General features: G+C 45.5%; 14 protein-coding genes. 6 read left to right on the forward strand and 8 right to left on the reverse strand.

The window, feature by feature from the left end; genetic code table 11:
• Positions 1–45: 45 nt before the first annotated feature.
• From ruvA to aspS, 4 genes are all read right to left on the reverse strand, one after another.
• The gene (gene ruvA / locus OCU90_RS11465) at positions 46–657 is read right to left on the reverse strand and encodes a Holliday junction branch migration protein RuvA (protein ID WP_017076435.1); all 612 of its coding nucleotides are present in this window, start codon (positions 655–657) and stop codon (positions 46–48) included.
• 92 nt (positions 658–749) lie between these two features.
• Positions 750–2,210: a methyl-accepting chemotaxis protein gene (locus OCU90_RS11470; protein ID WP_017092158.1), complete on the reverse strand. Its 1,461-nt coding sequence runs from the start codon at positions 2,208–2,210 to the stop codon at positions 750–752.
• A gap of 215 nt (positions 2,211–2,425) precedes the next feature.
• Complete coding sequence (gene ruvC, locus OCU90_RS11475) at positions 2,426–2,947, reverse strand: crossover junction endodeoxyribonuclease RuvC (RefSeq protein WP_004736470.1); 522 nt, start codon at positions 2,945–2,947, stop codon at positions 2,426–2,428.
• Between the two features lie 212 nt (positions 2,948–3,159).
• On the reverse strand, positions 3,160–4,932 hold the full coding sequence (gene aspS / locus OCU90_RS11480) for an aspartate--tRNA ligase (RefSeq protein WP_061021800.1): 1,773 nt from the start codon (positions 4,930–4,932) through the stop codon (positions 3,160–3,162).
• Positions 4,933–5,246: 314 nt separating this feature from the next.
• Between aspS and OCU90_RS11485 the strand changes: the two genes are divergently transcribed.
• From OCU90_RS11485 to OCU90_RS11510, 6 genes are all read left to right on the forward strand, one after another.
• Positions 5,247–6,152 (forward strand): DUF72 domain-containing protein, encoded by a 906-nt coding sequence (locus tag OCU90_RS11485; protein ID WP_061021802.1) that lies wholly within the window; start codon positions 5,247–5,249, stop codon positions 6,150–6,152.
• A gap of 139 nt (positions 6,153–6,291) precedes the next feature.
• The gene (gene cmoA / locus OCU90_RS11490; protein WP_017078176.1) at positions 6,292–7,020 is read left to right on the forward strand and encodes a carboxy-S-adenosyl-L-methionine synthase CmoA; all 729 of its coding nucleotides are present in this window, start codon (positions 6,292–6,294) and stop codon (positions 7,018–7,020) included.
• Positions 7,021–7,202: 182 nt separating this feature from the next.
• Positions 7,203–8,174, forward strand: coding sequence for a tRNA 5-methoxyuridine(34)/uridine 5-oxyacetic acid(34) synthase CmoB (gene cmoB, locus OCU90_RS11495; protein ID WP_004736466.1), 972 nt, complete (start codon positions 7,203–7,205; stop codon positions 8,172–8,174).
• 267 nt (positions 8,175–8,441) lie between these two features.
• On the forward strand, positions 8,442–9,182 hold the full coding sequence (locus OCU90_RS11500) for an ATP-dependent zinc protease family protein (RefSeq protein WP_061021804.1): 741 nt from the start codon (positions 8,442–8,444) through the stop codon (positions 9,180–9,182).
• A gap of 17 nt (positions 9,183–9,199) precedes the next feature.
• The gene (locus OCU90_RS11505; protein ID WP_061021806.1) at positions 9,200–10,705 is read left to right on the forward strand and encodes an inactive transglutaminase family protein; all 1,506 of its coding nucleotides are present in this window, start codon (positions 9,200–9,202) and stop codon (positions 10,703–10,705) included.
• 3 nt (positions 10,706–10,708) lie between these two features.
• Complete coding sequence (locus OCU90_RS11510) at positions 10,709–11,689, forward strand: alpha-L-glutamate ligase-like protein (RefSeq protein WP_004736463.1); 981 nt, start codon at positions 10,709–10,711, stop codon at positions 11,687–11,689.
• Between the two features lie 111 nt (positions 11,690–11,800).
• Here OCU90_RS11510 and fdhF read toward each other — a convergent pair whose 3' ends face one another.
• From fdhF to mukF, 4 genes are all read right to left on the reverse strand, one after another.
• Positions 11,801–16,030 (reverse strand): formate dehydrogenase subunit alpha, encoded by a 4,230-nt coding sequence (gene fdhF, locus OCU90_RS11515; protein WP_061021808.1) that lies wholly within the window; start codon positions 16,028–16,030, stop codon positions 11,801–11,803.
• A gap of 367 nt (positions 16,031–16,397) precedes the next feature.
• Complete coding sequence (mukB, locus tag OCU90_RS11520) at positions 16,398–20,858, reverse strand: chromosome partition protein MukB (protein WP_061021810.1); 4,461 nt, start codon at positions 20,856–20,858, stop codon at positions 16,398–16,400.
• Complete coding sequence (gene mukE, locus OCU90_RS11525) at positions 20,855–21,661, reverse strand: chromosome partition protein MukE (RefSeq protein ID WP_017085861.1); 807 nt, start codon at positions 21,659–21,661, stop codon at positions 20,855–20,857. The genes mukB and mukE overlap by 4 nt, the downstream gene beginning before the upstream one ends.
• Positions 21,642–22,979 carry a chromosome partition protein MukF gene (gene mukF / locus OCU90_RS11530; RefSeq protein ID WP_017083938.1) on the reverse strand — a complete coding sequence of 446 codons (1,338 nt, stop codon included), beginning with the start codon at positions 22,977–22,979 and terminating at the stop codon, positions 21,642–21,644. The genes mukE and mukF overlap by 20 nt, the downstream gene beginning before the upstream one ends.
• Positions 22,980–23,019 lie beyond the last annotated feature (40 nt).

A 23,019-nucleotide genomic window follows, 5' to 3' on the forward strand; every position in this document is an offset into this window, starting at 1 on the left:
AGGCAAAGTGAATGAGTCTATTTTGTAGAACAAGTATATGAGGTATTAAACCATCGACTTTAGTGCTTCGCGAATCAATTGTTCACTTGTCATGCCATCTTTAGCCACTTGAGCAACAACTTTAGAGGCTTGAGTTGGTTTATAACCCAGTGCAAGTAGTGCGCTTACTGCTTCTTCTTCAGCATCGTGAACCGTTGGCATAGAGTCCATAGGCGCTGCATCCGTTGCAGGCGTAAACAGATCACCTGCTCCCCACCCTTTCAAGCGGTCTTTCATTTCAACGACAAGACGCTCTGCGGTTTTCTTACCCACACCCGGAAGTTTAACCAACGTAGAGATATCTTCACGTTCAACGCTCTGAACAAACTGGCTTGCCGTCATGCCTGAAAGGATACCAAGACCAAGTTTAGGGCCGACACCATTCGCTTTAATCACTTCACGGAACAAGGCACGCTCTTTAACGGTGTTGAAACCATAAAGTAGTTGCGCATCTTCACGTACGACAAAGTGAGTGTAGATAATTGCCTCTTCGCCAACGTTTGGTAATTCATAAAAACAGCTCATTGGCATTTGTACTTCATAACCAACACCACTGACTTCGATTAGCAACTCCGGTGGCTGTTTTTCTATTAATGTACCGCGTAGGCGTCCGATCACAATTCACTCTCTTGATGGAATATTATTTGAGGGACAGAATATAAAAGAACTGGATGCTTATCCAGTTCTTTGTGTTTATTAAGGTGATTTATTTAAGCTTGCTTAGCTTGGGAAACCACACTATTCAGGCTTTCAACCAGTTCTTTTACCGAAGTAACATGGCCTGTTAATTCAGAACCATAATTGGCCACTAAACCCGATACTGATTTAGTTTCTGCAACACTCTGCGCCACCTCTGAACTCGCGAGATCGAGTTCTTTCAGTGAGCTCATCTGCATCGCCATAATATTGGTGAGCTGATTAACATCAGTAGAAATGGTTTGAACCTCAGATATGATACCGTTCATTTCATTCGCCGTAGTTTCAATAATGGCTCGACCGTTTTCCACTTCTTCTTTACTGCGATCTAACAAGGTTCGAATCTCTATCGCTGAATGACTGCTTTTCGCCGATAGCTCTCTCACTTGATCGGCCACCACAGCAAAGCCTCGTCCCTGTTCACCTGCGCGCGCAGCTTCGATTGCAGCATTGAGAGCCAATAAATTGGTTTGTTCGGCTACGGAAGTGATCAAATCAGCAACTTTCATGATCTCTTGATTGCTTTGAATGATCTGGCTGATGGCACTGGTTGAGGCTTCTAGTGACTCTGAGCTCTTTTGCGCTTTGGTTCCAACCGCTTCACTGCGCTCTTTCAGTTCACCCACAAATGAATTGGATTCTTCGATACCTTGAGTCATTTGATGCAGTTGTTGGCTCATCTCTTCTGCAGCGCTCGCTTGAGATTCACAATTGACATTCAACACTTCGACTTGAGCATGCAAGTCTTGTGATTGCTGATCTAAATGAACCGAAACACCTTGTAGACTCTCCGAATTCGAATTGGCTTGGTCGAGCACGATAGAGAGCTGACCTTCACTTTGCGTCGCTTGGTTGGCAACATGTTGGCTTTCTGAAATCGCATCCTCTGCCATTTCGATTGCCACCTCTTTTTGCTTAGCGGTAAAGGCTTGGGCAATGCAGATCACCACCAGCGGCATAATCACACCAGACCAAGTTTCTACCACTACCGCATCAGGGGTTAACTCAAGCTGGGGAAATGCAAATCCATTGAGATGTGCTGAGGTCATCACTAATGAAACACCGATAACCAGTCCACTCCACACCAAAGCCACAATTCGTGTTCCTGATAAGAAGAAAGCGACCACTAACAAAGGCACCCAATAAGCTTGAGTAGAAGCCACAACCCCACCGCTTTGGTAAATGATATTCAACGCGTGGACAGCCATGCCGACAAAACCAAAGTTAAGTGCAAGGCTCGGCTTACTCGTCACACGAAGTAGCAGTGCAGAGATCAGTTCGAATACGATAAGAAATACAGATGTGGCGATCAGAAGTTGCTCTTCGTGCTTAGTCCACTTGATTAAGCTATAGACACCCACGAAGAATGCGATAAAAGTGAAGAGTAATAAGATATCGGCTTGTCTGACTTCGTTGTTACTCCACCCGTTACTTTTGGGTAGAAACAGCGCGCGCCACAGCTTGATTGGGTTCATCAGTGATCATCCTTGATTAACTTGTAAGACCTCCGACCAATGTTAATAACATGTTAAATGATACGCAATGTTATTATCTGGGTTATGTTCGAAAGATCTCATTTCATCAAGGATTTAGCGGCGTATTGTTTTGATATGAGCCAAACAGGGCGTGAGGCTCATCAATAGAATAGTTTTAAAAGGCAGAATGTTGGGAACTAACAATAGAATGAGATTTAACGGTAACGCCCTTTTCTCGCCCCTGTTGCTTTACCTGCAAGTGCGACCAAGGTTTTATTGGTGTTAGCGTGAGTGATCGCTACGCCTAGAGCATCGGCTGCGTCGGCTTGTGGCTTAGCGGGTAGTTTGAGCATGCTCATCACCATATTCTGAACCATAGACTTATCAGCGCCACCATTACCAGTCACCGCTTGTTTGATCAAACGAGCCGCATATTCATGTACAGGTAAATCTGCATTCACCGCTGCTACAATCGCACTACCACGAGCTTGACCAAGTTTAAGTGCTGAATCGGCATTCTTGGCCATGAACACTTGTTCGATCGCGAATACGTCAGGCTGAAACTGAGTAATGATCTCACTCACGCCCGCATAGATTTGCTTTAAGCGACCTGGCAGTTCTTTTTCGGAAGTACGAATACAACCACTACCTAAGTAATATAGATGGCGACCATTTTGACGAATCACGCCATAGCCGGTAATGCGAGAGCCAGGGTCAATCCCTAAGATAATAGACATAACTTCAAATACTGATTATTTATACATGCTTTATGAGCTTAGTATATCGAACGCAAAAAAAAATGCCCGTCAAATTAACGGGCATTTCGTTGTTCTGCGAAAGAAAAAATTCTATCAAAAACTAAGTTTTGTTGAAAGCTTAAGTGCTATCTAAGACTTAAGCTCTATCGAAAGCTCACTGCTTGATTAGAAAGTTGAGCTTAATCGTTTGATTAGTCTTCTTTCTTCGCTAAGTTAACAGCGATTGCTAGCTCTTCCAGTGATGCTGGGTTTGCTAGGCTCGGCGCGTCTGTTAATAGACATGCTGCAGCTGTTGTTTTCGGGAATGCGATAACGTCACGGATGTTCTCTGTACCACAAAGAAGCATTGCTAAACGGTCAAGACCGAATGCTAGACCTGCGTGTGGTGGCGTACCGTACTTAAGTGCTTCAAGTAGGAAACCGAACTTCTCTTGTTGCTCTTTAGCTTCGATACCTAAGATACCGAATACAGCCGTTTGCATTTCTGCGCTGTGAATACGTACAGAACCGCCGCCTACTTCGTAGCCGTTGATTACCATGTCGTATGCATCAGAGTTAGCTGCAGCTGGATTTGCTTTTAGCTCTTCCGCGCTCACACCAAGTGGTGATGTAAATGGGTGGTGCATTGCGTGAAGGTTGCCTTCGCCATCTTCTTCGAACATTGGGAAATCAATAACCCAAAGAGGAGCCCACGCTTTCTTGTCTGTTAGCTCTAAGTCATCACCTAGCTTGATACGAAGTGCGCCCATTGCTTCGGCAACGATGTTCGCTTTATCTGCACCAAATAGGATGATATCGCCAGATTCAGCTTGAGTGCGCTCAAGAAGACCGTTGATTACGTCTTCGTTTAGGAACTTAGCAACTGGAGATTGGATTCCTTCCATGCCAGCAGCACGGTCGTTAACCTTCATCCAAGCTAGACCTTTCGCGCCGTAGATACCTACGTGCTCTGCGTAACCGTCGATTTGCTTACGAGTCAGCTTAGCGCCACCCGGAACACGGATTACTGCTACGCGACCTTTTTCGTCGTTCGCAGGGCCAGAGAATACTTTGAACTCTGCATCTTTCAGTAAGTCAGCAACGTCTACTAGTTCTAGTGGGTTACGTAGATCTGGCTTATCAGAACCGAAACGACGAATCGCTTCAGAGAATGGCATTACTGGGAATTGACCCAGTTCAACATCTAGAAGCTCTTTCCACATATCGTGAACTAGCTTTTCAGTGATGTTACGTACTTCTTGAGAAGACAGGAATGATGTTTCGATATCGATCTGAGTAAATTCAGGCTGACGGTCAGCACGTAAATCTTCATCACGGAAACATTTAACGATTTGGTAGTAACGGTCAAAACCAGACATCATCAGCAGTTGCTTGAACAGCTGAGGAGATTGAGGAAGTGCGTAGAAGCTACCTTTATGAACACGGCTTGGTACTAGGTAATCACGAGCGCCTTCAGGTGTCGCTTTCGTTAGTACTGGTGTTTCGATGTCTAGGAATAGGTTCTCGTCTAGGAAACGACGAACGAAGCTAGAAGCACGTGCACGAAGCTTAATACGATCGCTCATTTCTGGACGACGAAGATCGATGTAACGGTACTTAAGACGCTGCTCTTCAGAGTTCGTTTGATTGAAGTCTAGTGGAAGCGCTTCTGAACGGTTGATGATCTCTAGGCCAGTTGCGTAAAGCTCAACTTCACCCGTCGCCATATCTTTATTTACTTGGCTGTCAGGACGAACACGTACTTCACCAGTAAATTTGATACAGAATTCATTACGCAGTTGGTTAGCGATCGGGAAGATATCTTTCATATCTGGATCGACAACAACCTGAACGACGCCTTCACGATCTCGCATATCGATAAAGATAAGACCGCCTAAATCACGGCGACGGTTTACCCAGCCGCACAATTCTACAGTTTGTCCCGCCAGGGACTTGTTCAGGTTACCACAGTAATGGGTACGCATAATGAATTTCCCAATCTCTTAATTATTTACTAGTTTCCAAGCTGTCAGTGGTCATTCCACACAACAGAGCAAAGGAACATTTATACGCGGAAACTCGTTTAAAATCGACCTTCCACATTCGAATTTATTGTGTTTTATCTGGCTTTGCTGCTTTTTAGCCCATCAAGTGCGCAAAGATTCATCAAAACCGAAAAAATTGCGCTAATTATATCTCGAAAGTACCTTAATCAGCAAAACTCTCGTACAGTAGATTTTCGTTTCAAACCAAAAACTTTTTGTAATGACTGATAGCGTGATGAATAACGGTGTAATAGATGGATGATCGTGTAATAACAACAGAAACTTTACCTCTAAGACTTGGATTAACCATGTGGTCTCATTCCGAGTGGCAAAGTCAGTTCTATGGTAAGGGAACAAAACCTGCTGAACGCCTAGAGAAGTACACACAAGTTTTTCATACGGTTGAAGGCAACACGACCTTCTACGCCACACCGAGTATGTCGACCGTTAACAACTGGAAAGCCGCCAGTCACGATGATTTTAGGTTCACCTTCAAGCTGCCAAAGTTCATCACCCACCAGCAACAACTTAGGCACTGCCAAGCCGAGCTCAAAGAGTTTTTAATGACCATGTCGCCACTGCACGACCGTATTGGCCAATGGACGATTCAGCTACCACACAGTTTTGAACCTAGTATGCTCCCTGCCCTGCAAAAGTTTTGTACCTTGTTCCCCAAAAATATGCAGCTTGGCGTAGAGGTTCGTCACCTTGGTTTTTTTGATAAGGGTGATGCGGAAAAGCGCTTCAATCATTGGTTAATAGAAGAAGGGATCAATCGCATTATTATGGATAGCCGCCCCGTTTTCTCCGCACCACCAACCACAGAAGCGGTGATCGATGCTCATCAGAAAAAGCCGCGCGTTCCCGTGCATGCGATTGCGACCGCCAATAATCCTATGATTCGATTTATTGGTCACCCAGACCAAGAACCTAATATTGAGTTTTTTAAACCTTGGTTTGCCAAAATTCCAAGCTGGCTTAATGAAGGCAAACAGCCCTATTTAATGATCCACACCCCAGACAATAATCACGCACCTGAACTTGCGATAGCTATTTATAAGCAGCTGCAAAAGCAAGTGTCTGAAAATACGTCACTTATCTTGCCTGATCTCGCTCAATTTCCAGCACAGAAAGGCAATCATCAAATCTCGATGTTTTAACCCATCACCTATCAGTAACTTCGAACCTTGAGCTAAATCTCAGTTTTCGTGACAGTGGCGCTTTTTTTACGTAAAATACGTCCCCTTTTATTTGGTACGAATTTTGTGCCAATTACGCTGACTGTCGAGAGAAAATGCCATGAGCAACACAGACAATATCTTTTCCGCTCCTATTGATAAAATTGGTGATTTCACCTTTGATGCAAGGGTTGCTGAAGTATTTCCGGATATGATTCAACGCTCGGTGCCTGGCTATAGCAACATTATCTCCGCAATCGGCATGCTGGCTGAGCGCTTTGTAAAGCCACATTCAAATATTTATGACCTGGGCTGCTCTCTTGGTGCGGCGACACTTTCTATGCGTCGCCATATTCAGCAAGAAGGCTGCACCATTTTCGCTGTTGATAATTCACAAGCGATGGTTGAACGCTGCAAGTTGCACGTTAATGCTTACCGCAGTGACACGCCAGTTGAAGTCATTGAAGCCGACATCCGTGAAGTAGAGATTAAAGACGCCTCTGTTGTGGTTCTTAACTTTACGCTGCAATTTCTGTCTCCCGACGACCGATACGCTCTGCTTGAGAGAATTTATGCAGGCTTGCGCCCGGGCGGGATCTTAATTCTGTCAGAAAAATACGTATTCGAAGATGAAAGTTCAAATGAACTGCTTATCGACCTGCACCATGATTTCAAACGTGCCAATGGATACAGCGAGCTTGAAGTAAGCCAAAAACGCAGTGCAATCGAAAACGTGATGCGTCCAGACTCGATCCCTGTCCACAAGGAACGCTTTGATAAGATTGGCTTCTCAAGCAGCGAAGTGTGGTTCCAATGCTTCAACTTTGGTTCAATGTTCGCGATTAAATAGCGCACATACCCAGTCAGCTCGAACTAAAACGTCATCCTCAAGAGCGAGGAACGAGCGAGTTGGGGATCTCTATCAAGTACGGTAAACCGAGATTCCCTATCATGTTCGTCCCTCACTGTAGGGAATGACAAATTTAATTTTTATTTTAGGGTTTATTGACCCTATTAACTCAGTGAAAAACTATGTTTAATTTTGCCAATTTTTATCAACTCATTGCCCAAGACACTCGCCTACAGCCGTGGCTCAATGTTCTTCCTCAACAGCTGACGGATTGGCAAAATGCAGAGCACGGTGACTTCGACCGTTGGTTGCGTGCACTGAATAAAATCCCTCAAGGCGTGCCTGACCAAGTTGATCTGAAAAACTCAGTAACCATTGGTAGCTCGACACCATTTCACACAGGTGAACTTAAGAAGTTAGAAAGCTTACTAAAGACCTTCCATCCGTGGAGGAAGGGGCCTTACACCGTTCACGATATTCATATCGATACGGAGTGGCGCAGTGACTGGAAATGGGACCGTGTCCTTCCTCATATTTCTCCATTGAAAAACCGCTCTGTGCTTGATGTAGGTTGTGGCAATGGTTACCACATGTGGCGCATGCTAGGTGAAGGCGCACGTCTAACGGTGGGTATCGACCCTTCTCATCTATTCTTGGTTCAGTTTGAAGCAATTCGTAAGTTAATGGGCGATGACCAACGTGCTCACCTATTACCTTTAGGTATTGAGCAACTGCCAAAACTAGAAGCCTACGATACTGTATTTAGCATGGGTGTGCTGTACCACCGTCGTTCACCACTGGATCACTTGATTCAGCTAAAAGACCAATTGGCATCTGGCGGTGAGCTGGTTCTTGAAACCTTGGTGATTGAAGGTGACGAGAATGCGGTATTGGTCCCTGTTGACCGTTACGCGCAAATGAGAAATGTGTACTTCTTCCCTTCTGCTCGCGCACTGAAACGCTGGCTAGAACAGGTTGGCTTTGAAGACGTGCGTATCGTTGACGAAAATGTCACGACGATTGGCGAACAACGCACAACAGAATGGATGACACACAACTCCCTTCCCGATTACCTCGATCCGAATGATCCAAGTAAAACGGTTGAGGGTCACCCTGCCCCAAGACGTGCCGTTCTTGTCGCGACGAAACCGTAATTTCTATAGGACCAAAGCCATGAACTCTGTGGTCACTCAGTCTTAGTTATTTATATGTGTAAGTTTTGAATAGCATGAGCATGAATTATATAAAATTCGCGCTCATGCTTAACAAATGAACGAACTCAGATCACAATAATTTTCGTAGCGCTCACATAGCGATTCAATATGACCAGACTCTTACAATAGGATGCTTCACGCGTCCTTTTTTGTGGGATAAACTACTAAATAGTCTGAACTATTCTCTAATTCTCAAAGGTTTTTTATATGTTTAAGCGATTATCGCCTATCGTGGCGGTTGGTTTGCTCTCTGGCTGTACTCTTACAAATAGTGCGACCTACCACCAAGAAACTCTCGACGCTATTTCCCGCTCAGAGACAAACATCGCAAATAAGGTTCAAAATCTTGAACTGCAACTAAGCAATCAAAGTGATTATATTGAAAGCTTAGAAGACGAAATCACCACTCTTTCTAGTCAATTAGATGTTCACCTAACCAGTATGGAACACAAGGTAATTGAAGAACTAGAGCAAGAAGAACCCGTCGTCGTTGCCGCTACTCCTGTCACTACTACGTTACAACCGACCATCCTTGGCGGAATCGAAAAAGTGTCTATCGATTCGATCAAACAAAGCTTTGATGCGCGAGTTGATACTGGCGCAACCACCTCTTCTTTAAATGCTATCGACATCAAAGAATTCGAACGTAACGGTAAAGACTGGGTTAGATTCCATTTGGCCGATAAAGCACAAGCTGTAGAAGACCAAAAATGGATTGAAGCGCCCGTTGTGCGGTATGTGAAAATCCGTCAGTCAACCAATGACCAGACAGAACGTCGAGCTGTGATCGAATTATGGGTAAAAGTTGGAAAAATCCATGAAAAAGCGCAATTTACATTGGCGGATCGCTCTCAAATGAGTCACCCTGTATTACTAGGGCGCGAATTTATCAAAGACATAGCGCTAGTAGATGTAAGTAAAAAGTACGTACAAACGGAAGTTAAATAACAATAGTAGGGTAAGCTATGACGTCAAGAATTCCATTTTATATCTCTATTTTCCTGCTCATCGTGGCAGGTATAACACTGAGTATGTTCAGACATACAACCTACGGTGTACCTTGGACTCCAGGGGAAACCAGGCAGGTTTGGGACGTTGAAGCTCGTATCGAGTTCAATGCGGTTGGTAAAGAAGCAAAAATTTCATTAGCGGCTCCTCACACTCAATCTAATTACACACTTATTGGTGAGTCAGCTTCATCTCCAGGTTACGGCATCTCTTACTTGAACACCGAGTCAGGTCGTCGTGCAGAATGGTCTATTCGCCACGCTGATGGCCCGCAAACTATCTACTACAAGACTCAATTCCTAGTTGATAACCAAGCAAAAATTGATGCGATACCACCAGAAGGTGAAATTACGCAACCAAGCTTTGATGGTCCAGAAGAAGCGGCTGCGTTGGCACTGATTGACCGAGCAACCAAGCGCTCAGCAGACAACATAACCTTCACTCGTGAACTTATCAAAACGCTTAATGATCCAGACAGCCAAAACTCTGCGCTGATTCTGAATAACATGAGCAAAGTTGAAGCAACACACAAGCTACTTTCAGCAGCAAATATCCACAATAAAGTGGTTGGCGTTATCGAGCTAGAAGATGGCCGTCGTCGTCAATCTATCCAGCAAATGAACCAGATCTGGGATAACGACCAATGGGTTTTATTCTCTCCTGAATCAAGCGAACAGCAAGTTCAGCCAAACCTGCTAATTTGGGATGAATCAAATGTATCTCTATTAGACGTGGTTGGCGGTCAGAACAGTAAAGTTCACTTCTCGATGATTGCTCAGGAGGTGACTCCCACTGAAGCAACCAACAGTAAAGTCTCTGCGGATCAGCTGTTAAACCTTTCCATTCATAGTCTGCCGCTAGAAGAGCAAGCGATGTTTAAAACCATCATGCTGATTCCTATCGGTGCTCTGATTGTTGTGTTCCTACGTGTCATCATCGGCCTGAAAACGTCTGGTACGTTCATGCCTGTACTGATTGCAGTAGCCTTTGTACAAACACAATTGGTAACGGGTATTGTCGGCTTCCTACTTATCGTAGGTACAGGTCTTATTATTCGAAGTTACTTATCCAAGCTCAACTTGCTACTGGTCGCCAGGATATCCGCCGTAATCATTACGGTAATCATGATTATCTCTGTGTTTACTGTAGTGGCGTTTAAAGTCGGTCTGACTGAAGGTCTATCGATTACGTTCTTCCCAATGATTATCCTATCTTGGACTATCGAACGTATGTCTATCCTATGGGAAGAAGAAGGGGCGAAAGAGGTAGTGCTACAAGGTGGTGGTTCTCTATTTACCGCTGTTCTTGTTTACTTAGGCATGACTAACCCGTTCATCCAGCATTTAACGTTTAATTTTATTGGTTTACAGCTTGTTATTCTAGCGACCATCTTGCTACTAGGTAACTACACAGGCTACCGTCTAACCGAGCTTCGTCGCTTTAAACCGCTAGCGGAGGACTAAGTTATGTTTGATCAATTTACTTCACCGTTTAAGTTGAAAGACAAAGGCATAATGGGAATGAACAAGCGTAACCATAGCTATATTGGTCGCTACAATGATCGTTCCAAGTATCCACTCGTTGATGACAAGCTTAAGACTAAGATTATTGCTGAACAAGCTGGTGCAACCGTACCAACACTGATTGGCGTTATTGGTCATCAAGCTGAAGTAAAAACAATCCACAAGATGGTTAAAGAGTGGCCGGGGTTTGTAATCAAGCCCGCTCAAGGTAGTGGTGGTAAAGGTATCCTTGTTGTTATTTCTCACAAGGATGGTGTTTATACCAAGCCATCAGGTTCTACTATCAATGAAGAAGACGTAGAGCGTCATATCAGTAACGCTCTCGCGGGTCTTTTCTCACTGGGTGGTAAGAACGACGTAGCCGTGGTTGAAAACCTCATCAAGTTTGACGAGTGTTTTGATGGCTTCAGTTATGAAGGTGTGCCCGATGTACGAATTATCGTATTCAAAGGCTACCCTGTGATGGCGATGATGCGTCTTTCTACTTCAGCTTCTGACGGCAAGGCAAACTTGCACCAAGGCGCTGTGGGTGTGGGCATCTGTATCGCAACGGGTAAAGCCGTTCGTGCGGTTCAATTTGACCACCCTGTGACTCACCACCCAGACACGGACAAAGAGTTGGCACAACTTCAAGTACCGCATTGGGAAAAACTGCTTACGCTAGCATCAAGCGCGTGGGAAATGACAGGCCTTGGTTACATGGGCACTGACATGGTTTTAGACCAAGAAGAAGGCCCAATGGTACTAGAGCTAAACGCTCGTCCAGGATTAGCAATACAGATTGCAAACGGCGCGGGTTTATTGCCTCGCTTGCATCATATTGAAAACCTAGGCACGCCAGCTGAATATCCAAAACCTGCCGAGCGCGTTGCATACGCCGCAAAGCAATTTGGTGTTCACGGTAACGAACTCGCTTCAAACTAAGTGATTAACTTGGTCATTTGACACCGAGTCTAGCTCAATAAATTAAGCCGCATAACTCTGAGAGTTACGCGGCTTTTTAATGCCTATCGTTAATTAGCTTAACGCTCGGAACTAAGCTTCTGTTATTTCTGCTTCAGACTCACGAATGGGATCAATGCGGACTGCCGCCACTTTAAACTCTGGGATCTTAGCGTGCGGATCGGTTGCAGTCGTAGTTAAGCGGTTAACTGGAGATTCGACAAAATGGAAGGGAATAAATACCACACCCTTTTGCATTCGCTTAGTCACAAACGCCGCGATTTCAATTTCTCCACGACGGGTTGATACTTTGAGCATCTGGCCATTCGAGATCCCTAACGCTTCGGCATCATGAACACTCACCATCGCACGTGGTCCTGCCAAGTTATCAAGCCCTTTGGTTTTACGTGTCATGGTCCCGGTGTGGAACTGTTCTAGGATGCGACCTGTCGTTAATACTAGCGGGTATTCCGCATCAGGAAGTTCTGCTGCGTATCTAAACGGAATCGCTTCCATTTGACCACGCCCGCGAGTGAATTGAGTCTGGTGCATGATGCGTGTACCGTCAGGGTTATTCTTATTAGTTGGCCATTGGACGCCGTTCACCGTAATGTTCTCCCAACGTAAACCACCATACTGCGGCGTTACACGTGCTATCTCATTGGTGATATCAGCAACGGTTTTGTAGTCCCAACCGCCGCCCATTGCATTGGCTAGCATTTGAATAATCACCCAATCTTCTTTCGCGTCACCGGGCGGATTAACAGCAGGATTAATACGTTGGACTCGTCGCTCTGTATTGGTGAAGTGGCCAGACTTTTCAGCAAACGAACAAGACGGCAGAACCACATCGGCATACTGAGCGGTTTCGGTTAAGAAAATATCTTGAACCACTAGGAAATCTAACGCTTCAAGGCCTTCAATCACATGCGCTTGATTTGGGTCACTCAACACTGGGTTCTCACCCATGACATACAGACCACGAACATCTCGATGGCACGCTCCATCAATAATTTCGGTGAGCGTTAACCCCGCTTCCGCTGGTAAGTCAGAAACACCCCACTCCATCGCGAATTTTTGACGAACTATCGGGTTATACACTTTCTGATAACCTGGAAGGTTGTTCGGCAATGCCCCCATATCACACGCGCCCTGAACATTGGATTGGCCACGTAATGGGTTTATACCACCGCCTTCAATACCAATGTTGCCACACAATAGTTGTAGATTAGCGATTGAACGTACGTTGTCGTGACCAGTGGTGTGTTGCGTAATACCCATCGAATAATACACTGCGGTGCGTTCTGCAGTACCAATCAAGCGAGCCATCGCGAAGATATCTCCCGCTTTCACGCCAGTCACCAATTCGACTTTATCAAGTGAGTAGCTTGGTGACATGACTTCTTGCAATAAGGTATCAAAGCCGTCGACACGATCATCAATATAATCTTGATCGTACCAACCGTGTTTGATGATCTGCTGCATCACACCATTAATCAGCATCACATCGGTGCCCGGTCGGTGCGCTAAGTAAAGCTCAGCGTGGTCAGCAATATCGATTCGTTTTGGATCAGCAACGATCAATCGTGCTCCACCATGCCTCACCGCTTGCTTGATGTGCGAGCCAATAATTGGGTGTGCTGAAGTCGTGTCTGAACCGATAATAAAGATCACATCTGAGTGCTTGATACTTGGAATATCATTGGTCATCGCCCCGCTACCCAGCGAAGCCTCTAAACCGGTAACAGTAGAAGCATGACAAAGACGTGCACAGTGATCGACGTTATTAGTGCCTAATTCACGGCGTATGAATTTTTGGAAGGCATAGTTGTCTTCATTGGTGGTTTTCGCCGACGAGAAGCCCGCCAAAGCATTGCTACCAAAGCCCTGTTTAATCGCGGTAAATTTATCAGCAATGAGTTTAATCGCTTCTTCCCAACTTGCAGGTTGCAACCAGCCATCTTTACGAATTAATGGTGTGGTTAAACGCGCATCACTGCCCACAAAATCGAAGCCGAATCGCCCCTTAACACACAACATGCCTTCATTGACCGGAGAGTCACCGCCTTCGATATAACGGATTTTGTTTTTCTGCTCATCAATATGCATGGTTAGCTTACAGCCCACACCACAATAGGTGCAGATGGTATCCACTTTCTTGAGTAGGTCTGTGTCTCCCTGCTTTCTATCACGAGCATCCACCATTGCACCGGTTGGACACGCCTGAATACAAGATCCACATTGAACGCAGTTTGAGTCACCCATTAAGGTCTTGTCTGCCCCAAAATTAGGACGACATTCAGGTCTTGATGCAGGCTTGCCATCAGATTGATTCATGAAGCTTAGAACGCCATGGACATTCTGTTCGCGGCACGCTTGGATACACTGCCCGCAACTGATACAGCGGTTGGCATCAAAGATAATAAATTCTGAACTGTCATCAACTACAAATTTTTGTCTTGTTAAACCGACCTTCGCTTCTTCTGCACGAATCGCCTGCCAACTCTCATTCGAAGCCACATCGATTTTGTACTCTGGATGTGTTTGCGTTGCCTTGTATTCGGTCGAGTAGTCTCGTAGGTCGCAATCAGTATTGGCCTGGCAGCCACATTCTAGACATCTTGCTGCTTCCGCAATGGCATCGGCATTATCAAATCCTGTTTCTACTTCATCGAAGCTTTGTTCACGCTGCTCGGGTGTTAGCTCTGGCATGATCTTACGCGCCATACGCTGTATGGATTTGTATTGCTCAGGATCCACCGCTTTGAGCTGCTTGTGCTTTCTTGAATTAAACGGTTTAACCGGAATGTTATCCATATCGCCATGAAAGAACCGATCAATCGCCTGTGCAGCAATGCGCCCATCCCCCACCGCTTCCACTGCGGTTGCAGGGCCGCGTCGGAAATCACCAATACTAAAGATATTGCCAGTACCTGTATGCATGGTTTGCGGATCGGCATCAGCGGTATTCCAACGAGTAAGAGGAATATCAATCGCTTCATTGTCCATAAAGCTCAGATCCGGCTTTTGCGACACGGCAGCAATAACCGTATCAAACGCTTCAACAAAGAATTCGCCTGTTGGTTTAGGGCTGCGACGACCTGAAGCATCAGCCGGACCCAAAGCCATACGCTCTAATCGTATTTCTGATACATGACCATTTTCATCGGCTATGTTTTCTGCCGGGTTGGTTAAGAAATGGAACTTCACACCTTCATGCTCAGCTTCTTCGATTTCGTAATCTTCTGCCGGCATCTCATCTCGAGTACGACGATAAATCAGCGTAGTATCCGCGCCATCACGCACCGCTGTTCGAGCGCAGTCAATCGCGGTATTACCACCACCAATCACTGCAACCTTTTTACCAGTGACATACTGCTGATCGATCACGTAATCTTTCAAGTAATCGACGCCTAGATAACAACCGCCAAGATCGCTGCCCGGATAATTCATTTCAACCGCTTGCGATGCACCAACCGCCAAGCAAACCGCATCAAAATCGTTACTCAAATCAGACAGTGTAAAATCAACACCGAGTTTTTTATCACACTCTACCGACATCCCATTACGACACATCAGCTCGATTTCTTTATCTAGAATCGACTTAGGTAAGCGATATTCAGGGATACCGTAACGCAACCAACCTCCCGCTTTGGGCATCGACTCATAAACACTAACATCGTAGCCTTCGTTAGATAGGTAATAACCTGCTGTAAGACCACCGGGGCCACTACCAACAATCGCAATACTCTTGCCTTTGATTGGTTTCTTAGTTGGCATGTAGCTCTCTTGAGCGGCTAAATCTGCGTCGGCAGCGTGTCGTTTGAGTTGGCGAATCGCGATGGATTCATCGACCAAGTTGCGACGACATTCCGTTTCACAGAAAGCAGGACATACTCGACCAATCGAAAGGGGCATTGGTAGTGTCTTTTTGATGACCTCTATCGCTTTGATGTGATCATTTTGAGCAATATGATGCAGATAAGATTGGATATCGACCCCAGCAGGACACGCTGTTTGGCATGGCGCTTCACAATCCGCGTAATGATCGGTCATGATACGGTTCAACGCGTCTTGCCGATGAATCGTTAACTGTTTTGACTGGGTGGTAATATTCAGCCCATTAGACACTTCAAGCTCACAAGAACGAGTGACACCAACGCCATCAACTTCAACGACACACAAATCACACGGTACTTTATCCGCTGTTTTGTTCAAACCACATAAAGATGGGATCTCTAAACCACATGTTTTTGCCGCTTCAAGAACGGTTTGTCCTTGCTCGACGATTCGATATTTCCCATCAATAACGATTTGAATCATACCTAATTCCTACCTTTACCTTTCGCACACGCGAGTTATCAATAATTAAAATTTAAGTAATACAATATTATTAATATTATTAAATCTATGTCATTACCATACATTATTTGTGGTTTTGTGCGTGTGACCTCAAACAAGTTCCATTGATAATAACCATAAGGTATGAGTGGTCTTATCAGTATCGACGAGACGATTAGGCGGAAGGTGTTCTGCTGTAGAAGTAAGGAATAAGAAATTAGATTCAAGGTACAAAAAAGCCCCTAATGATTAGGGGCTTTGAACAAATATCATTGAGTCACTTTCGAGCTTATAGCTGCGCTATCAAGGTTATTGCTCGGCTATCAAGATTATAATTCGGCTATCAAAGTTATTGCTCAGTTTCTTCGATAAGCTCTTGCACAGGAGATGCCGGTTTGTTTTGAGCAAAACCTCGCAGGCCAACAACATGTACGTGTTCGTGGTCTTTGAAGACCTTACGAACCAGTTTGTAGGTTGTACCTTTCTCTGGGCTAATGTTTTCAGGTGCTGCAATCAGAAGTTGCATACCCAAACGGTCACACAGTTCAAACAGCGTAGAGATCGACTTAGAATCCAAACGTGCTGCTTCATCAAGGAACAACAAACGACATGGAACGATGTCTTTACTACGAAGTCGACGAGATTCCTCTTCCCAGCTCTGAATAACCATCAATAGGATTGACTGACCCGTACCGATCGCCTCACCCGTAGACAATGCGCCCGATTCAGCTTGTAACCAACCGTCTGAACCACGGTTAACTTCAACACTCAGCTCTAGGTAGTTACGGTAATCCAGTAGCTCTTCACCAAGAACTTGTGGAGAACGTTGACCCATATCGATATGCGGGTTCACTCGTTGGAACAACTTCGCCATCGCTTCTGAGAAGGTAAAGCGCGTTGATTCAAACAAGTCTTTGTGTTGCTCTTGTTGAGTCGCTAGCCCTGATAGCAAGATCTCGTGGCTTTCACGGATCTTAACGTTCAGACGTACGCCTTTAACCTGACCAAAGTAAATGTTAGACAAACCTTGGTTCAGCATTCGAATACGGTTCTGCTCCCGCTGAATCGTTTTCTTGATGATGCTTGCTACTGACTCAGAGCTGATTGCCAGGCGATTTTCACGCTGCGTCAATTCTTCTGTTAGTCGAGCTAGCTCAACTTCCATCTCTTCGATTGCTTCAACCGGATCATCCGTATGAATGATGTCTTGGCGAATACGCTCACGAAGATGTTGGTAAACCGCAATGTAGAACAGAACTTTACGCTCTGGATGTGCGTTGTCTTCAGATAGACGCAGCGAATCACGCAGGTCGTCATTGTCGGCTACAGCCAGACGTAGCGCACCCAGTGATTTATCCGACATGGAGCGAAGCTCGCCCGCCGTTAGATAAGCCAGTTCACGTTTGTGTAGACGACGTTCAACGTCATTCTCACGAGCTAAGCGAAGTACTGAACACCAGCCTGCTTTTGCTGCAACAACGAAGGTACGAAGCTCTGTGTACTCTTTTTGAACTTTCTTAAGACGCTTAGCCAAGGCTTTCATCTCAAGTTCAGTTGATGTAATGGTACGCTCGTATTCACTCTTACGACCACGTGAAGTATGCAAACGCTCATGCAGTTCGTCACGACGACGTACAGCACGCTCTTCAGCGCCTTCATCAGCATTGACACCAAACTCTTGCAGCTCTTGTTTGAACTCTTGAACCGTTTCTTGCTTCGCTTGATGTGAGCTCTTCAGTGCTGCCAATACTTGGTTGTATTGGTTCATCTGTTCGCGAGCTTGCTTCAAGCCATCACGGCCTTTGGTTCTTGCTTGTTCTGCTTGAACCAACTTCGCTTTCAATTGCTCGCTCAGTTCGCTGCTCTTGTTTAGAAGATCAACAGAATCCGCGTAAGCAAAGTAGTGACGACGTTCGATTAAGTCAGACAGAGCAAACACTTTGCCTTTCAAGCTTTGTAGAGCTTGGTCAGCTTGTTGATATTGCGCTTCTAGTGTCTCGAACTGTTCAGGGTCTGCGTCTAGTGCAGAAACGATCTGCTCTAACGAAGCAAGTGCTTTGCCATGGTTGTTCAAGTACGACTTAGCTTCGCTCAAGCGCTCTAGTTGCGCTTCTAATTCAGCGAGGCGTTCAGCCAATGTTTCGTCTTCTAAAATACGAACCATTGGGGCTAATTTGTCTAGCGCACCCAACGCTTGTTTACTCTGTTGTAGCTGACTACGTTGCTGTTGCTCTTTAGAATTTAATTCAGCTAAAGAACGTACAATCTGGTTACGCTTGTCACGAATAGACACTAATGCCTGTTCAGGGTCAGCGTTAAACGCAACGTGTAGATGCTTAGCAACAAAGCTATTGAATGCTTGGTATAGGCGATTCAGCTTTTGTGCATCAAACGCCGCTTTGGCGTGGTTTTCCACAACAACATCACGCTCTTCACGCAATTTCTCTAATCGTTGTTCACGAGCCGCACGGCCAAACAATGGGATCTCAGGGAAACGAGAGTAACGCATTTGGCGATCGTTCAGCTGAACACAGACTGCGCCCTCTAACTCATCAGCATTGAATGAGCTGTCATCAAACGCATCGACATCGCCTTCAAGGATGTAAAGGTCATCTGGACAATCATCAAGATCCACCAGCTTCTCTTTAATACCATCAAGATCAGAGACCACAATCGCATGACGAGCAGGACCGTACATCGCACTGAAATATGGCGCATCACCAATGGTAATGTCATCGTAAATCTCAGAAAGCAGAACCCCACCAAGCGTATCAGCTAAACCTTTCAAACGAGGATCGTTAGAACCACCCGGAGAAGCTAAGCGTTCAATCTCTTGCTCAAGTTGCGCACGACGAGTCGCTAATTGATCTTTCGCGACCGCTTGAGATTTTTCGTCTTCAAGCACTTGCTGCATTTGAGTCATTACTGCTTGGCTATCTTCTAGCTCAGCGTCTGTTTGATCTCTTAGTGCTTCAAGTGCATCGTTCGCCGTGATCCACGCTGGAGCAATAGACTCAAGTTTTTGAATCTCTTGGTCGTGGTTTTGTTGCACACGACGTTGCTCACTCTTCGCTTCACGCAGCTCTTCTTGAGCGTACTCAAGAGACTCGATCTGCATTGCATGGCGTTCACGTTCTTCATCGAAAACCGCTTCGTCAGTCAGTGAGATGTTGTGTTGCTTTTGGTATTCAGTCGCAAGCTCTTTTGCTTGACGCTGCTGCGCCACATCACGAGCCATGTCGCGGTGCTGAGCACGCCACTGTTGTTCGTTTTCAACAACGTGTTTTGCGTTACGGCCTTTTTCTAAAGCTTGCTTAGCACTGTTAGATGCTTCTTTACGCTCAACGTCACCAACGATGCTTTTAACAAGAGCGAGCGCTTTGTCGAACTGCGCAGACGCAGCAGAAGACATGTCTAGTTTATGCTTAGTCGACAGTAACGTTTGAGTGCTTGATTCTTCTTGTGCTTTTAGCTCAGAAACCAGAGTTAATGCGCTTTCTGCAGTAATAGACTCATCACCAAGTAGCTGCTTAGTTTTCTCTAATGCTTGAACCGCTTGCTGGTATTGAAGTGCACGAGTCTGCTGAACATCCAACGCTTGTTGGTAGTCAGCAAGCTGAGTTTTCAGGCTATCCACTTCTTCTTCAGTAATGGTTGCCTGCTCTTCAGCAAGAAGTACTCGCTCTTGAGCTTCTTCAACTACCATCATCTGTTCTTCTAGACGCTCATTAAGCTCTTCTAAATCTTCACTGTAGCGAGCAATTTTCTCTTGCTGACGCAGTGCAGTTTGAACCAATTGAAGATGATCCGAAGCCGCTTGATAATCTTGCTCTAGTGCCGATTCTTGATCGACCAACAGCTCTAGTTCTTCTTGAACGCGGTTCAACAAGTTGTTTTGATCAAGCAAGGTTTCGCGAGAACCAAACAGTTCACCACGGAATTTCATAGTTTGATCAAGCTTGTTGCGACGATCGTTGGCATGGCGCATGTAATCTGCTGCCACGTAGTTCGTAGATTCAGTGATCAAGTGCTTGAACAAGTCACGGTCCGACTGGGTCGTTTTGATCGCTTCTAGCGTCATGCGGTTTTCGCGTAGTGCTGATTCCATGTCTTGGAATGCTTTCTTCACGCCACCATTTTGCGGTAGAAGGTAATCACGCAGAGAACGCGTAATCGCACTAGAAATACCACCGTAAAGTGATGCTTCAATTAAGCGGTAGAACTTAGAACGGTCGCTGCTGTTACGCAATTTCTTCGGTACTACACCGTATTCAAACATCTGTGAGTGGTAATCAACAATCGAAGAAAACGCTTTAAAGTGCGCGCCTTCGTATTGTGCAACCGCCGCTTTTACGTCGTTTAACTGACACACGCGAGCATGGCTGTCTGAAACGTTCTGAATCAACACATCCGTTGGTTTTACATGGCTTGGAAGGCCTTGGATTACGAACGGTTTGATGTCTACTTTCTTATCACGACCCGCTACTTGCTGCAGTTTTACTGCGAACAATAGACGCTGATTACGAGAGTTCACAACATCTAGCGCGGCATAACATGCGCCCGGCTGAAGCTTACCGTAAAGGCCTTTATCACGAGATGACTGTGAACTGCCCGCTTCCGTTGTGTTACGGAAATGCAGAAGGCTTTGGTCAGGGATCAGCGCTGTGATGAATGCCGCCATTGTGGTCGACTTACCTGCACCGTTACCGCCAGAAAGCGTTGTAACCAACCCATCAATATCAAAAGTACGCGCAAAAAAGCCGTTCCAGTTGATCATGGTTAATGATTGATACTTACCTCTTTCAATCATGCTTCACCTTCTACTTTTGTTTGTTCGCCATCGTTTGACTCAAGGTCAAAGCCGGCTTGATCGTTAAAAATGTCTTGTTGACCGTTTTCATCTACGTCTAGGTCTAGTTCTGATACAGCTTCCGCTTGTTCTTCATTCAACAAGCTGCCTTGGTTAGGTTCTTGGGTATGAACCACAGCTTCACCATCACGGATAAGACGTAATTGCGCTTCTTTCATGTCGTCGCCAACACGAACGTCAGCGCCAAAGCGGAATACCGCTTCGCTGATACGGAACTTGCCGGTTTCACCAATCGCAATCAGCATGCCGATACGGCGTAAACGACGCAAAGAAGTACGTACTTTTTCAAAGAGCTTTTCTTTGTCTAAGTCAGAACCAGATGCGCGGTTCGTTGCTAGCTTCATGAGCTTTTTCTCATCCGCTAACGACATCAATTCATCAAACAGTTCTTGATTGGTGAAGATACCTTCATGAGCAAGACGTTCTGGGCTTAGGTATAAGAAACACAACACCTTACCAACCAGCATGTCTAATTCAGACAACACACTACGGCCAATCAGAGACGTAGAACGCGGACGCAGGTAGAAGAAACCCTCCGGCGCTTTTACCAGTTCCGTATTGTAGCGTTGGTAAAAATGCTGAAGTTCCACTTCAAAATCAGAAAGCAACGCGTGGTTGTCTAGGTCTTCTGTTGAAACATGCTTACCTGAACGCAGCATGCTATCTAGCGCAGGGAACAACGGGTTCGCTATCGCTTTTACCAGTTTCTCTGGCATGTAATCATCAGTACTTGTTAATGACATTTGCTTGTACCTTTGCACCGAAATCGTTGATTGCCTGCCAATCCGGCTGAATAGCCTGATAGTCAGACGCTGAGTAACCTAAGCGCACGGCTTGGTCGACAACAATTCTGGCTAAATCAAAATGGTGTGTGCGAGGGTGTGCTGCGAGGTAATCGCGTAGCACAAGGCCAAGGTCAATTGGCGCGCCTTGCTGTTTATGAGCTTTTAACATCTCTGCAATTCGTTCTGAAAGCAGATCATTCACTTGCTCAAATTCTTCGTACTCAACGTCGATTGGCGCTTGTCCCATCACTTCATCATCACGAAGCACGAGCGCTTCATCACGAAGATCTGTCAGCTTCTCAGCATCGGCATAGGTCAATAACCAAGGCGCATCAAAGTAGTCTGTGACTGACTGACGCAACCGCTGGCTAAAGGCACGGTTTTTATCCATATCGATAGCGGTACGGATAAATTTGTGAACGTGGCGGTCGTAGCCGATCCACAAGTCGATTGCTTGCTGACCCCAACTGGTGATTCGGTCAAGCTTCATTTGCAAACCGAACAGGGTTTCGCCAACGAACTCGAGTTCATCGTCACCGTAAACAATTTCTTGAATATCGAGGATCTGTGTTTGCAGTTCATCACCCGCCGCTTGCAAGGTATCTTGCAATTCTTTTAGCGTCGCAGAAGTTTCTGATAGCAAAGCTTCACAGTTATTAATCGCTTCTCGCCAGTCCTTATTTAAAAGGTCGGCAATTTGCTGCTTAACGGTTTGTTGCTGCTCATCCATAACACGTTGGTTAAGATCAATCTGATCGAAAATTTCACCAACTGAATATTTGAGCACGCCGTAAACGTTCTTTTTCCAATGCCCCGGAGTTCCGCCCTTCTGCGCAGCTTCAATGGCTTTTGCCATCTCATCGGCAACCATAGAAAGCTGAATAGACAGTTTTAATTTAGAGAACTGACGGTGACGTAAGTAATAATCAGAGATACCAACGGCCAACGGTGATAAGCGGTAGATGCTCGCACCATCGGTGATTTCACTGGTAAAGCGGCTGATCAACTTCTGTTTAACTAGCTCATTGATGGCATTGTTGGCACGAAACGCAGACGCTTCGCCAGTATCTTCAAACAGTCGAGTGACAATGGTAAATGCATCGTGCAGTTCACCTTCGCCCAACTCTTCATCGAACCTTTCATTGCTTAGTACTGCGATAGCAATCAAGAATGCTAAGCGCTCTGGTGGCAAGTTTAATGAAAAATCATGCTGCTTGACCCAGCCCACCAACTCATCAATTGGCTGCTCTTCGGCAGTTTGAGTCATTTCACTCATTGTGGTTCCTGTTACTGTTCTTCGTCATATCGAACGTATT

It is taken from the genome of Vibrio splendidus (assembly GCF_024347615.1).
GTDB classification, from domain to species: domain Bacteria; phylum Pseudomonadota; class Gammaproteobacteria; order Enterobacterales; family Vibrionaceae; genus Vibrio; species Vibrio splendidus.